Source organism: Microbacterium sp. CFSPD4_SD4 (genome assembly GCF_057364585.1).
The window spans coordinates 157,700-171,900 of sequence record NZ_JBNFOC010000006.1; the positions used below are offsets into that span (position 1 = coordinate 157,700).

A 14,201-nucleotide genomic window follows, 5' to 3' on the forward strand; every position below is an offset into this window, starting at 1 on the left:
TCACGCGTCGCGCCCGGCGACGAGGGCGGCAGCACGCGGACCCGTCACTCGCACATCGAACTCCGCCTCCCACCGTGCCCGCGGCGAGAACTCGCCTTCCGCCGCGTCGACCACGGCGGCGAGCGCACCGGCCACCTCTTCCGCGCCGGGGTCCGCGGCGACGAGCCGACCGGTACCATGCTCCTCCCCCACGATCTCCGGCGTACCGCCGACGCGGGTCGCGACGACGGGGATGTCGTAGGATATCGCCTCCATGATGCTGACCGGGACTCCTTCGGTCGTGCTGAGATTCACGAACACGTCCACGCGCCGCGCGCCGTAGAACGCGAGGATGTCGGAGTTCGGCGTGCTCCCGCGCAGTGTCACGGTGAGGTTCTCCGGAAGGTCGGCCGCTCGCGCGGCGACCGCCTCGTGCTCGGGCCCGTCTCCGAAGTGCACCCATTCGATCGGGCGGCCGTCCGCACGTGCGAACGCGGCGACCGCATCGAGGATCAAGGGCACCCTCTTGAGGGCGCTGATGGTCGAGCACGAGACCACGACGAGTCCCTCGCCCCGCACAGGGCGCACGAGAGCCGCGGGGCCGGCCACTCCCAGCCGGCTGAGCCGCACCGTGTCGGCACGGTCGAGCGCAGGAAGACGATCGAGGAGGTATGCGCGGCCGTGCTCCGAGATCGTGAGGATGCGGTCTGCTCTGCCGTAGTAGAAGGGGCGCGCGGGAAGGTACCCGGAGGCGGCGCGCTCCTCATACAGGTCGTACCCGTGCACCCGGGCGACGCGACGACGCACCCCGCGGAGCCACGGAAGCGCCTGTCCCCCACCCATGCCCCAGAAGGCGTACGCCACCACGTCCTCCGCCTCGTCGATCGCCGCGCGGACCGCCCGACGATGCGCCTGGGTGAGCCCGATGCGCGCGCCCAGGAGGAACGGCAGGGCGTGCTGCCGCAGTCGCCCGGCGCGGAGCTCTCGCCAGGCTGCGGCCAGGAGCATCCTCAGGGCGTGGGGCCGGAGGATCGCTCGCGGGCTGTCCTCCGGTGCCGGCAGGAAGAGATTCGATCCGAACGTCACGTTCGCCGGCAGATCCACCATCCCGGCGGACGTGTCGCGCGCGTGACAGAAGACGACCACGTCGTCGAAAGCGGCTGCGAGGTCGCGAATCTCCTTCTCCACGAACACGACGTCGCCCGTGCGGTAGGGGTACTCGTTCGTGAACAGCAGCAGTCGCGTCATCATCGCCTTCCTTCGCGGGACGGCGGCGCGGAGCGCCGCCGCGATCCATCGTATGCTGGGCGCAGCCGAGCGCCCTCGGCCGGGCTCCGCTGCCGCGCGTCGTCCCCCTCTCATCACGCGCTGGAGCGTCATGTCGAAGACCGCCCTCGTCCCACTCGCCACCGCCGTGGCCGTGGGGCTCACCCTCCTCTTCCCCGCCGCGAGCATCGCGTCGCCCCACGGCGCGGAGGCCCTGCCAGCCGCGCAGAGCGCCCCGGCCGCCGCCCCCGTCATCACACCGTTCCCCGATGGCGTCACGCGACTCAGCGCCGCGGATCGCTACGGAGTCTCCGTGGAGATCTCGCGCCGGTACGAACCCGGGGTTCCCGTGGCGTACGTGGCGAAGGGCTCCGACTTCCCGGACGCCCTCTCCGCCGCCGCGGCCGCCGCGCTCGAGGGCGGACCCCTGCTGCTCACACCCACGAATCAGCTGCATCCGTCCGTGCGGGCCGAGCTGCAGCGTCTGCGCCCCGAGCGCATCGTCGTCGTCGGCGGCCCGGGATCGGTGGCGTCCGGGGTCGAGGCGCAGCTCGCCGGAATCGCCCCGACGACACGGCGCGGCGGTACGGACCGGTACGACGCAAGCCGGAACATCAGTCGCGCCGCCTTCGAGGGCATCGGACCCTCCAGCGAAGTCATGATCGCGACGGGACGCACCTTCGCGGACGCCCTCGCCGCATCCGGCGCCGCCGGCAAGGTCGGCGCCCCGGTCATCCTCGTGGACGGGACCAGGGCGACGCTGCCGCCGGCCACCCTCGCCCTGCTACGCGATCTGGGCACCAGCGTCGTCTCCATCGCCGGCGGACCCGCGTCCGTCTCGACGGGAATCGAGAACCAGTTCCGCGCCGAAGGGTACAGCGTCCGACGCTTCGGAGGCGCCGATCGGTACGCCGTCGCGGCCGGGATCAATGCCGCCTACTTCGGCACCGGCGCCGCGACCGCCTTCTTCGCCACGGGCATCACCTTCCCCGATGCCCTCTCCGGGGCCGCCCTGGCCGGACGCCTGGGTGCTCCGCTCTATGTGACGGCGCCCGCCTGCCTGCCCGAATCCGTGCGCACCGGTTCCGCCGCGCTGGGCATCACCTCACGGGTCATCCTGGGCGGGACGGCGTCGGTCACCGCCACGGCCGCGGCCGGAACCGGTTGTCTCTCCTCCGCGACCCCTTGGATCACGGGAACGGCGCGGGTCGGGTACACGCTGCAGGCCGCTCCGGGGTCCTGGACGCCGGGTACGGTCTTCACGTATCAGTGGCTCGCGAACGGCGTGGCGATCAGCGGAGCGACCGGGCCGACGCTCTCGGTCACCACGTCCTACGTCAACAAGACCCTCTCGGTGCGCGTGACCGGCAGCCAGCCCGGCTACACCACCGTCGCGCGAGCCGCGGCAGCGACGCCGCGCGTCCCCTACCCGGACCGCACGGCCCCGGCGACGGTGTCCACATGTCCTTCCTGGGCGCCGATCAAGGGCAACCGGAACAGCCGGGGCGAGTGGATCTACCATCTTCCCTCCGGACGCGACTATGCGAAGACGGACCCGGAGGACTGCTTCCGCACCGAAGCCGCCGCGCGCGCGGCCGGCTATCGCGCATCGAAGGTCTGAGGAAGCGGCGGCGTACCTTCTAGCCGCGCCCTGCCCGGAGCCGCCGCAGGGCGAGCACGGACGCCGCCGCCATCCGCACGGGACCCTCCCGGTGCAGAGTGCCGGCGAGGCTCCGCGCCACGAGCGACGACGGTGCCAGCCGTCTCTCCCGGCGCTTCGCCATCGTCTTCAGCGCCGCGGTCGAAGAGCCGGGGTCGGCAGCGAGGTCGAGGAGCCGGCGGTCGATCAGCGACAGCGGGCGTTCGGCCGCGGGCGCGGCCCCGCGGAGCTCCCGGATGGCGCGAGCCAGAGCGGCGCGATCAGCCTCCGACAGCACGGCATCACGCCGGTTGTGCACGGCCCCGATCACATTGACGCGCAGGATCTTGATAACCACGCTCTCGCGACCGTCGCGCGCGAGTGCTCGGAAATCGTCGGATGCCAGCAGCGGAGCGATGAAACCGAGATCATCGGCGACAGGTCTCGTCGCGGTCGATGTGCGGGTCTCGGCGTCGGAGTGGACCAGATAGGCCGGACCGTGACGATCGAAGCTCACGCCCCGGGCACGGGACCAGACGGCGGTCACGAAGCCGATGTCCTCGCCGGTTGCCACCGTCGTATCGAAACGCAGGTCCGGGAACGCCGCCCGCGCGACCAGACCCAGCGGCGCGCTCCGATACGACAGCCGGTCGCGGACGAGGGAGAGTCGGCGCGTCCGGAGCGGCCGGGTCGGCGGAGTGGGAACCGGGCTTCCACCGGCCCGGGCGAGGACGGGGATGACGGCATCCGCGCCGTCACGTCGAGCGCGGCGGTACCAGGAGTCCACGGCGTGCGGCTCCAGTTCGTCGTCGGAGCCCATGACCGAGACATAGTCGGCGGTCGCGAGATCCAGTCCGTGGTTGAAGGGGCCGGCGGGACGACGCAGGCCGTCGCGATGCTCCACGACCCGCACCCTGGCGTCATCGGCGAGAGCCGCGAGTCGTCGCCGGACGAGGTCAGCGTCGAGATCGTGAGCGACGACGGTGACCCGTACGGCGAGGGTGTTGCGGAGCACCGACGCGACGGCGCGCTCGATCGGTCGGGATTGCTCGTGCACGGGGATGACGACGTCCACCCGCGGCCGTCCCGTGAGCGGAGCCCCCGCGTCGGCGTAGACGTCGAGATACGCCTGCCTCCGTGTCGAGGGCGCGAACCGTTCTCTCGCTGCGGCCCCGATGTCGGCCGGCCCTCGTCCGCGATTGAGGTCGATGACACGCTGGACGGCGTCCGCGTATGCGGCCGCCGTGCGCTCGGTGACGAGCACCCCGTCCGGCTCGCTCACGAACTCGCTCTGCGCACCGCGAGCACCGACGACGACCGGCACACCCGCCACGAGCGCCTCGGCGATGGCGACGCCGAAGGTCTCGGATCGGGTCGGCAGGATGAACACGTCCGACTCCCGCAGCGTCTCGATGACAGCCTGCCGCGGAACGGCTCCGTCCAGCCGCAGACGGTCGGCGACACCGGCCGCGGCCGCGGCTTCGGCGATCTCCGCGCGGAGGGGGCCGTCCCCCAGCCAGGTGAGTGAGGCGTCGATTCCGCGACTGCGGAGTTCGGCGAGCGCGCCGACGGCGAGCAGCGGGCCCTTGTGCGCGACCAGTCCCCCGACCGCGACGAGACGGACACCACTGTCGTCACGGCGACGGCTCCCCTCGGGCGGCGCGGGCTCCACATGGTTCGGAATGACGGCGACCGGTCCGCGACGGGTCGCCGATACACGCTCGGACAGCCGTCTGCTGACCGCCACGACGACATCGGGACGCGCGAGAGCACGCGCGGTCAGCGGGAGCGTCGCCCGCATCGCGGCGGGCACGGTCTCCGGCGCGATGAGACCCGACCAGTGCTCGGTGTGGACCCAGGGGACGCGCACCGTGACGGTCGCGAAAGGCAGCAGTGACGACAGCGCCATCGTGTGCAGCACCTCGGCTGCCGCGAGATGGCGGCGGAGCACCGGCGCGACCCGGAGCAGATGGTCGACACGGGAAGGCGCCATCGGCACTCTCACGACGGTGATGCCGTCGACGACGTCGGTCCGTTCCTCCGCCACCTGGCTCGGCGGTGCGAGATGGAGGACCGTCAGCTCGTGATCGGCCGCCAGCAGCGCCACGTCGTCGGCGACGAACGTTCCGGTCTGCGGCGCCTCCTCGCTGGGGAACCAGGTCGAGACGACGAGAACCTTCATGCTCTCGACGCTAGCAGTCCGCGCCGACCTCCTTCGAAGGCCGGGCCTCTCATTCGTTCCGAACGAGGCGATCGACGGCGGCGACCCAGCCCGCGAGCTGTGTCTCGCTCGACAACGGCCGAGCCACCTCGTTCGATCGCTGCTTCAGAGCAGCGACCCGCTCGGGCGTCAGCCCATCGAGGATACGGGCGAGACTGTCGCCGCCGAAGTCCGGCGTCACCAGCCCGAAGCCCTCGGCGCGCACGAGCTCCGCCATCTCGGCGCTCGGCCCCACCACGACGCCGAGTCGAGCCTGGATGAAGTCGAACAGCTTGTTCGGCAGCGCCCACCGGTAGTTGGCGTTCACCGGCGGAAGGATGAAGACGCCGAGATCGTAGTCGTGCAGCGTGGCGACCAGCTGCGGGTACGGGACCGGGTCGTGCACACGGACGCCGGGCAGTCCCTGCGCTCGCTGCCGGAGCTCGGCGAGGTAGGCGGGGTCGTTCGGAGTGAGGTACAGGTCGAGGGTGACCGGCGTCCGTGCCTTCTCCACCGCGTCGAGCATGATGCCCAGATGACGGTTGCGGAAGCAGGCGCCGCTGTGCACGAGCGCGAGGGGATCGTGCACCGCCGTCGGCTCGAGGTCGACGTACGGCGTGGCGTTGGTGACCACGCTCGCGGTGATGCCGAAGCGGCGCCGGTACTCGCGGGCGATCCCGTGGGCGACCGTGCTCACGCTCGAGGCGCGCGTGACCGCGGTGCGACACAGCCATGCCATGAACGGGGAGACGAACAGACGCCACCGCAGCAGTTCGCTCTTCTGCGCCGGCGCGAACTCGTGCAGGTCGGCATGGACGCCCGCCCGCGGTCGCAGGCTCAGGGCGAGAGGCACCGCATCGACGTCGTTCGCGAGGATCACGTCGAAACGCCGGTCGGCGAGCGCCTCCGTCGCGGCGCGGATCGCCCCGTTCTCCCGGTAGGCACGCGCGTACTGCCGGAGCAGGAGCAGGCGCCGGGAGTATCGCCACACCTCCTCGGTCGACGGCAGCTGCACGTGATGGGCGACGCCCTCCGGTGCCGGACCGTACCCGCAGGTCGTCACCTCGTAGCGGTCGCGGAACGCCGTGACCTGCTTGAGCACCCTCGCGTCCGCGGAGATGTCGGAGAAGGAGAGGATCAGCAGGGTCTTCATCGCCACCCGCCCTTCCCCGTGAGACGCCGAACCGCATCGGCCCACGGGCCCACGGCCTCCTCTGCGGACAGGGCGTGCGCTGCCCGCGCGGCCCCCGCCTTGAAGGCGCGCACATCGTCCTCCGTCAGCCCTTCGATCGCCGCGGTCAACGCGTCGACGTCCCAGCCCGTCGTGACGCGGCCAAGCCCGTATTCCTCCACGTACGGCCCGAGCTCGGGCGACGGCCCGACGATCACGCCCAGGCGTGCCTGCACGAAGTCGAAGAACTTGTTGGGCAGCGCGTGCGCATAGCTGAAGTTCACGGGCGGGAGGACGAAGATGCCGACGTCGTACTCGTTCAAGGTGGAGACGAGACGGTCGTAGGGAACGGCCTCCCGGAGCCGCACGCGGTCGGACTCCCCGGCGCGCACCCGCAACTCCTCCAGGTAGTCGGGATGGTTCGGCGTGAGGTACAGATCGAGCGTCACGTCAGCGGAGGTCCGCTGCACGGCCTCGACCATCAACCCGATGTCGCGATTGCGCAGGCCCGCACCGCTGTGCACGAGGCGCAACGGGGCACGCACATCCGAAGGCACGAGCTCGGCATAGGGGGTGGCGTTGGTGACCACCTCGGCGACGAAACCGAACTCCCGCTCGTACTCGCGTGCCAGCCCAGCACTGACGGTCGTGACGGCCGATGCGCGACGCACGTAGCGGCGGCACATCCAGCGGTAGTAGGGCGATATCCAGCGCATCCACGCCGGGTTCTCCTCGTGCAGACGCGGCCAGTACTCGTGCAGATCGGCGACCACTCCGTCCCCCGGCTTCAGGGAGAGCGCGAGCGGCACAGCCTGCACATCGTTGGCGATGATCAGATCGAATCGGCGCGCGGCGAGAGCCCGCCGGGCCCACTCCACACCGGACAGACGCCAGTACGCGAGGGAGTACTGGCGGAGAGACACGAATCTGCCGTACGGGTTGTCCACGCGGGCCTCTGCGGGGATCTCGATGTGCTCGGCCTCGTCGCTCGGCGCCCCCTCGTAGCCGCACGTGACGACGCGGTAGTCCTTCTCGAGCAGACGGACCTGCTTGAGCACGCGCGCGTCTCGCCGGATCGGGGAGAACGACAGCACCAGCACGCAGGGACGGTCGTCCTGCCCTCGGATCGAATCAGCCACGCTCGGCTCCTCCTCTTCTCACCCGATAGAGCACGAAGCGAACCAGCGTGCTCTCCCTGTCGAACATCCTCCTGAGGCGCCGCGGAAGGATCGTGTCGAGCCGGCCGGCGTTCTTCCGCCGCGCGATGGCGGCCACGAGCTCTTCCGCAGGGGGTTCGCCGGACGCGGTCTCGATCAGTACGCGGTCCGCACGGGAGAGCGGCTCCACAGCGGCCGGGGCATCGGCGAGGACTGCTCGGACGACCCGCGCGAGGTCGGCCCGCTCGCGGGGCGCCCATGCGTCGACCGAGGGACGACCGAGGAGCGCGTCCAGCACGTGCACGCGCAGCAGCTTCACACCCAGCGACGTCCGTACACGAGGAGCGAGCGCGCGCCACCAACCGTCGCCCACCAGCAGCTCCACAGCCCGCAGCTGTTCCGCCACCGTCATGGACGCCTCCGTGATGCGATCACCCGCGTCGGCCCCGATCACGTAGCACGGCGCGTCGTGGAGGAGGTCGACCCGGGGTGCCTCCGTCCAGAGCCGTGCGGACATCGCCATGTCGTCACCGGTCAGCAGTCCCTCGGTGAGGGAGAGCGCGCGATCCGTCAGCAGGTCACGCCGGATCAACGCGAGAGGAGCGGTCCGATAGAACAGGCGGTCCTTCACGGCGTCGAGTCGACGAGTGCGCCCGATCCGTGTGAGGGGGCTGGCCAGCACGGGACCGCCCTGACGGCGCAGGCGCATCAACGCGACGTCCGGACGACGCGACCGGAGCGCTTCCGTCCATGCGCGCACCGCTCCGGGCTCGACATAGTCGTCCGAACCCATGATGGCCACGTACTGCCCCTCCGCCGACCGCAGGCCGTGGTTGAACGGACCCGCCGGGCTCGGCACGCCGTCGCGGTACTCGACGTATCGGAGCGACGCGCTCTCCGGCCGACCGACGACGGCCGCGATCTCGGAGGCGTCGATGCCATGACACACGACCGTCACGCGCACTCCGGACGCCGGCTCGCCGCTCAGCAGCGAAGACACCGCCCGATCGATCGGACGGGTGACGGCGTGCACCGCGATGACGACCTCCAGAAGCGGTGTGGTCAACGGACGAGCCCCGCCAGGCGCGCCTGCACAGCGAACTCGGGGACGCCGGCGACGACCTCGTCGAAGGTCCCGCTCGCGACGATCCCCCCGTCGCGCATGAAGCAGATCTGATCGTGGTCGCGGACCGTGGCCAGCCGGTGGGCGACGGAGATGAGCGTCACGTCCCCGCGAAGCTCCTGGATCGCCGATGTCACGTCAGCCTCCGTCTTCGTGTCGAGCGCGCTCGTCGCCTCGTCCAGCACCAGCACCAGCGGATCGCTGTACAGGGCACGAGCGATTCCGAGTCGCTGACGCTGCCCTCCCGAGAGCGACATTCCGCGGTCACCGACGCGGCCGTCCATGCCACCGGGGCGCTTGCTCACGATGTCCCACAGCTGGGCTCGGCGCAGCGCCGTCTCGACACGATCCCGGTCGAGCTCCGTCGTCCAGGACAGCGCGACGTTCTGGGCGATCGTCCCATCGAACAGCGCGACGTCCTGAGGCACATAGCCCACCTTCGACCGCCACGCCGCCATCACGTCATGCAGGTTCTGCTCGTCGAGGCGGACGGTGCCCTCGGTCGGCTCCAGCAGGCCGAGGATGAGGTCGACGAGGGTCGACTTGCCCGCACCCGAGGAACCGACGAGCGCCAGCGTGCTGCCGATCGGGAGAGTGAGATCGACCCCGCTCAGCGCGGGATGGTCACTGCCGGGGTACGTGAACGCCACGCCCTGCAGCACGAGTTGCCGGGGATCGGCCGCCAAGGGATCATGGCCGATCCGCTCTGCGCGCTCGAGGTACCCCTCCGCGGCCTCGATGTCGCTGATGACAGCGGTGACGTGCGGGACGTTCGACGTGGCCTGGGTGAGCACGGCCTGGAAACCGGTGAGCGACGGGACGAGACGGAATCCCGCGACCGCGAAGACGGCGACCGCTGAGATCGCCTGAGCCGCACCGCCACCGATGAAGGCGACGCCGCCCACGAGGAGGAAGCCACCGATCAGGGCGGCATCCAGCACGAACCGGGGGAAGGCGCCGAGGAAGCCGAGGTTCGCTCGGGCGCGCGTGGTGTGGATGCGGTTGTCATGCACGACCTTCGCCACGTCCGGCGCCATGTTGCGCAGGGTGATCTCCTTGAGAGCCGCGACCATGTCGGTCATCAGGGAGGCGACACGGAAGGAGTAGTCGCGGTTCACCCGGCCGGCTTCCACCGACTTGCGCGACATCCAGAAGTACAGGATCAGCGCGATGAAGCCGAGGTACACCATCGTCACGACCGCTGTCACGGGGTTCGCCACGACGAGCACGACGATGACGGCGGCCGATGTGCACAGCAGCTGCGGCAGTCCGAGCACGGGAAGCAGGAAGCCGGAGGTGACGTTGGCGATTCCCACGTCCGCCAGGCGCACGAGCTGCGAGGTGTTGCGCTGGAGTCGCTCGGTCCACGGCGCCCGGATGTAGGCATCGAACAGGCGGTCACCGATCTCCAGCTCGAACGTCGCGAACCGTCGAGTCGCGAACCATTGGAGCGTCACCGCCAGCGCCGACTTGGTGATGATGAGGATCGCGACGGTCGCGATGATCCAGATGTAGCCGTCACTGGTGATCGTGCCGATCACCGGCAGATTCACGTCCTCCATCTGGACCATGGAGGTCACGGAGACCGCCAGCAGCATCAGCGCGGCGACATCGAGGATCGCCAGGGCGCTCGTCGACACCACATACATCCAGAGGAACCGTCGCGCGCGTGCGGGCAGCAACGGCACGATCGACCGCAAGGTCTTCCATATGAGCTTCATGCTGCTCCCGCCGAGATCAGAACCACCGGATACCTCATCACATCAACCTCAACGTTTCCCTGCCGCCGACTCCAGCACCCGGACAGCCCGTGTCGCGACGGCGTCGATGTCCGCGACCTCCCTGGCCGTCCGCGCCGCCGCGTGGCGTTCCTCTGCCGTCCGGACCGGGAGGGACAGGAACCGCCGCATCGCGGCCGCCACCTCCTCGACACCGTAGGCGGCGGCGAGCCCCTGCCCGGTGGCCTGAACGAAGTCCCGCCCTGGCCCGACGCCCGCGTAGAGCACCGGAGTACCGCAGGCCAGGGCCGCGTACATCTTGGTCGGGAATGCGAAGTCGTACCCTTTTCCCGGCGCGACCGAGGCGAGGGCCGCCGTCGCGCCCCGCAGCCATCGTGCGATCTCGCTCGGCTCCGTGCGCGGGAGAACCGACATCACACCGGACGGCAGACCGCCCGCGATCTCGGTGATGACAGGCCAGTCCGTCCCCTGACCGATGAAGACGATGCGGGCGTCGGGGTGGTCTCGGTACACGGCGGCGAACGCCTCCGCGAAGACCACCGCGCCGTGCACCTCGGATGCCGTACCGGTGTACACGAAGTAGGGCCCGGGCGCGCCCATGTCCGGTCCGTCGACCGCGAAGTCGCTGAGATCAGTGCCGTTGCCGATCGTCTCTATCCGTTCCACGCCCAGTTCCCGCAGGCGCGCGGCGACACCGTCGCTCACGGCGAGGACGCGACGCGCCCCACGAAGACAGAACCTCTCCATCGCGCGCACGACCGCGACGACGGGTCGCGACGCGCCGGTCAGACCGGCCGCGTCCGACCAGATGTCCGCCGCGTAGTACACATACGGGCGACGAAGCACCGCGCACACGATCCGCATGACCGTGCCGGTGGTGGGCGGCGGTTCGACGAGGACCACGTCGGGTCTCGGCCCCCGCAGCATGCGGAAGGCAAGCGGCACGTCGAAGCTGAGGTACTGGAGGTAGCCGCGCACGTACCCGGAGCGGTCTCTCAGCACGCGGGCGCGGCGGACACGGACGCGAGGGTCGACACCGTCCGGCGCACCCTCGAGGGTCGACGGCGCCCGCGACGTGACCACGTCGACCGCGTGGCCCTCACCGACAGCGGCATCCGCGACGGCACGCAGCCGGAACGAGGCGGCGCTCGGCTCCGGTGCGAAGATGCGGCTGACGATCGAGAGGCGCATCACCTAGAGTGCGACCGCCGCGCCGGTCCGAGACGACTCCAGCGCCGCCTCGACCACGGCGAGCGTGCGCAGTCCCTGCTCCATCGTGACGACGTCGGTCTGGTGCCCGAGCACAGCATCGCGGAAGGCCTCATGCTCGACGCGCAGCGGCTCGCGCTTGGCGAACGCGTAGCGCGTGACGTCTCCTTCGGAGACCCCGCGGAAAGAGGACACGGATTCCCATTCCAGGGGGATCGTGCCGTTGGCGTAGAAGGTCAGGTCGCCGGTGGAGGTGTCGGCGAGGAACGCCCCCTTCTCCCCCGTGACGACCGTGAGCCGCTCCTTCATCGGGCTCAGCCAGTTGACGATGTTGTTGACGATCACGCCGTTGGTGGTCCGACCCGTGATCGTGATCATGTCCTCGTGCTCACGCCCGCTCTTGAACGCGGTCTGGGCGAACACGCGCTCGTAGTCGCTCTGCACGACCCACGCCGTGAGGTCGACGTCGTGCGAGGCGAGGTCCTTCGCCACGCCCACATCGGCGATGCGCGACGGGAACGGCCCCTGACGCCGCGTCACGACCTGGTACACCGCACCGAGATCACCGGCTTCGATCCGACGACGCAGCTCCTGGACAGCGGGGTTGAAGCGCTCGATGTGGCCCACCGCGCCGATGAGTCCCGCTGACGCGAAGGCCTCGACCATGCGCTGCCCGGCTTCGACGCTGTGGGCGATCGGCTTCTCGACGAGGGTGTGGACTCCGGCGGCGGCGAGTTTGAGCGCCGCGTCCTCATGGAACCGCGTGGGAACCGCGACGACAGCGAGGTCGATGCCCGCGTCGATGAGAGCATCGATGTCGGGGAGGATCTCGAGGTCACCGGCCACGCCGTGCGGGTCTCCCCCGGGATCGGCGATGGCGACGAGCTCGACGCCGTCCAGCTCGCGCAGGACGCGGGCGTGGTGACGGCCCATCATCCCGACGCCGAGGAGTCCGGCGCGCAGGTCGGCCATCAGGCACCCGCCTTCGCGACGGCGTTCACCGCGGCGACGATGCGCTCGAGGTCGTCCCGGCTGAGCGACGGGTGCACCGGCAGCGAGGCGACCTCGCGGGCGGCGCGCTCGGTCTCCGGCAGGTCGAGCCCGGGAGCGAAGTGCGCGAGCGACGGCAGGCGGTGGTTCGGGATCGGGTAGTACACGCCCGCGCCCACGTTGTGCTCGCTCTTCAGCGCGGCCACGAAGCCGTCCCGGTCCTCGGGGACGCGGATCGTGTACTGGTGGTACACGTGCACGGCGCCGTCGGCGACGGGCGGGACGACGACACCCTGCAGGTTCGCGTCGAGGAAGGCGGCGTTCTCCTGCCTGGTCTTCGTCCAGGCATCGACCTTGGTCAGCTGCACACGGCCGATCGCGGCGTGGATGTCGGTCATGCGGGCGTTGAAGCCCACGATCTCGTTCTCGTACTGCCGCTCCATGCCCTGGTTGCGCAGCAGCTTGACGCGACGGGCGATCTCGTCGGTGGCCGTGGTGACCATGCCGCCCTCGCCGCTGGTCATGTTCTTCGTCGGGTAGAGGCTGAACATGGCGAACTCGCCGAACGAGCCGACGGGGCGGCCGTCCAGCGCGGCGCCGTGCGCCTGCGCCGCGTCCTCGTACAGGGCCACGCCGCGCTCGGCGGCCAGCGCCTCGAGCTCGCGCATCCGCGCCGGGTGGCCGTAGAGGTGCACGGGGAGGATGCCCTTGGTCTTCGGCGTGATCGCCGCGGCGACGGCCTCCGGGTCCAGGGAGAAGGTGTCCGGTTCGATGTCGACGAAGACCGGAGTGCCCCCGGTGAGCGCGACCGAGTTGCCGGTCGCGGCGAACGTGAAGGACGGCACGATGACCTCGTCGCCGGGGCCCACGCCGGCGGCGAGGAGGCCGAGATGCAGACCTGCCGTCCCGGAGTTGACGGCGACCGAGGGACGACCGGGCACGAAGTGCGCGGAGAACTCCTGCTCGAAAGCGGCGACCTCGGGGCCCTGGGCCACCATGCCGCTGCGCAGGACGCGGTCGACGGCCTCCCGCTCCTCGTCGCCGATCAGGGGCTTGGCGGGGGGAATGAACTCGCTCACACGGTCTCCTTGCTCAGTTTTCCGTCGGTCTCGATGAAGCGCGCCCCGGTCGCGGGGCACACCCAGGTGTAATCGTCGTCGCCGCGGGTCAGCGGGACGCCGGCCTCGCCGACCCAGCCGATCCGGCGGGCGGGGACGCCGGCGACGAGCGCGTGCGCCGGGACGTCCTTGACGACGACCGCGCCGGCCGCCACCGTCGCCCAGGCACCGATCGTGACCGGCGCGACGCAGGTGGCGCGGGCGCCGATCGACGCGCCGCGCTCGATGGTGACCCCGACGGGCTCCCAGTCATGGGCGCTCTTCAGGCTGCCGTCCGCGTTGATGGCTCGGGGATACGTGTCGTTGGTGAGCACGACGGCCGGGCCGATGAACACGCCGTCGCCGAGCTTGGCCGGCTCGTAGACGAGAGCGTAGTTCTGCACCTTGCAGTTGTCGCCCATCTCCACGCCGGTCCCGATGTACGCGCCGCGGCCGACGATGCAGTTCTCGCCGAGGCGTGCCTGCTCACGGACCTGGGCGAGGTGCCAGATGGAGGAGCCGTCGCCGATGAGGGCGTCGGCGGACACGTCGGCGGAATCGACGATCCGCACTCGGGGGGTTTCAGTCACGGGACTCCTTGCACGCTGCGCGATCGGGCAGCACTGACCAG

Annotated in this window: 11 protein-coding genes; 1 reads left to right on the forward strand and 10 read right to left on the reverse strand. The window is 70.5% G+C overall.

The window, feature by feature from the left end; translation table 11 throughout:
- Window positions 1–1,230 carry a glycosyltransferase gene (locus AC2W7E_RS11200; protein ID WP_485989110.1) on the reverse strand — a complete coding sequence of 410 codons (1,230 nt, stop codon included), beginning with the start codon at window positions 1,228–1,230 and terminating at the stop codon, window positions 1–3.
- Between AC2W7E_RS11200 and AC2W7E_RS11205 the strand changes: the two genes are divergently transcribed.
- Window positions 1,205–2,866, forward strand: a complete 1,662-nt coding sequence (locus AC2W7E_RS11205) for a cell wall-binding repeat-containing protein (RefSeq protein ID WP_485989111.1) — start codon at window positions 1,205–1,207, stop codon at window positions 2,864–2,866. The two genes, AC2W7E_RS11200 and AC2W7E_RS11205, sit on opposite strands and share 26 nt — an antisense overlap.
- A 19-nt stretch (window positions 2,867–2,885) precedes the next feature.
- On the opposite strand, the gene AC2W7E_RS11210 is transcribed toward AC2W7E_RS11205, so the two are convergent.
- From AC2W7E_RS11210 to AC2W7E_RS11250, 9 genes are read right to left on the reverse strand one after another with little or no spacing between them, the layout of a single operon-like run.
- Window positions 2,886–5,066 (reverse strand): glycosyltransferase, encoded by a 2,181-nt coding sequence (locus tag AC2W7E_RS11210; RefSeq protein ID WP_485989112.1) that lies wholly within the window; start codon window positions 5,064–5,066, stop codon window positions 2,886–2,888.
- A gap of 49 nt (window positions 5,067–5,115) precedes the next feature.
- On the reverse strand, window positions 5,116–6,237 hold the full coding sequence (locus AC2W7E_RS11215; RefSeq protein ID WP_485989130.1) for a glycosyltransferase family protein: 1,122 nt from the start codon (window positions 6,235–6,237) through the stop codon (window positions 5,116–5,118).
- Window positions 6,234–7,394: a glycosyltransferase gene (locus tag AC2W7E_RS11220; protein ID WP_485989113.1), complete on the reverse strand. Its 1,161-nt coding sequence runs from the start codon at window positions 7,392–7,394 to the stop codon at window positions 6,234–6,236. Before AC2W7E_RS11220 ends, AC2W7E_RS11215 begins: the two co-directional genes overlap by 4 nt.
- The gene (locus tag AC2W7E_RS11225; protein WP_485989114.1) at window positions 7,387–8,478 is read right to left on the reverse strand and encodes a glycosyltransferase; all 1,092 of its coding nucleotides are present in this window, start codon (window positions 8,476–8,478) and stop codon (window positions 7,387–7,389) included. Before AC2W7E_RS11225 ends, AC2W7E_RS11220 begins: the two co-directional genes overlap by 8 nt.
- Window positions 8,475–10,256 (reverse strand): ABC transporter ATP-binding protein, encoded by a 1,782-nt coding sequence (locus AC2W7E_RS11230; protein WP_485989115.1) that lies wholly within the window; start codon window positions 10,254–10,256, stop codon window positions 8,475–8,477. The genes AC2W7E_RS11225 and AC2W7E_RS11230 overlap by 4 nt, the downstream gene beginning before the upstream one ends.
- A 48-nt stretch (window positions 10,257–10,304) precedes the next feature.
- Window positions 10,305–11,465 carry a glycosyltransferase gene (locus AC2W7E_RS11235; protein WP_210677099.1) on the reverse strand — a complete coding sequence of 387 codons (1,161 nt, stop codon included), beginning with the start codon at window positions 11,463–11,465 and terminating at the stop codon, window positions 10,305–10,307.
- 3 nt (window positions 11,466–11,468) lie between these two features.
- Window positions 11,469–12,455 (reverse strand): Gfo/Idh/MocA family protein, encoded by a 987-nt coding sequence (locus AC2W7E_RS11240; RefSeq protein WP_210677098.1) that lies wholly within the window; start codon window positions 12,453–12,455, stop codon window positions 11,469–11,471.
- Window positions 12,455–13,552 (reverse strand): DegT/DnrJ/EryC1/StrS family aminotransferase, encoded by a 1,098-nt coding sequence (locus tag AC2W7E_RS11245; protein WP_210677097.1) that lies wholly within the window; start codon window positions 13,550–13,552, stop codon window positions 12,455–12,457. The genes AC2W7E_RS11240 and AC2W7E_RS11245 overlap by 1 nt, the downstream gene beginning before the upstream one ends.
- Window positions 13,549–14,160, reverse strand: coding sequence for an acyltransferase (locus tag AC2W7E_RS11250; protein ID WP_485989116.1), 612 nt, complete (start codon window positions 14,158–14,160; stop codon window positions 13,549–13,551). The genes AC2W7E_RS11245 and AC2W7E_RS11250 overlap by 4 nt, the downstream gene beginning before the upstream one ends.
- Window positions 14,161–14,201: the final 41 nt, after the last annotated feature.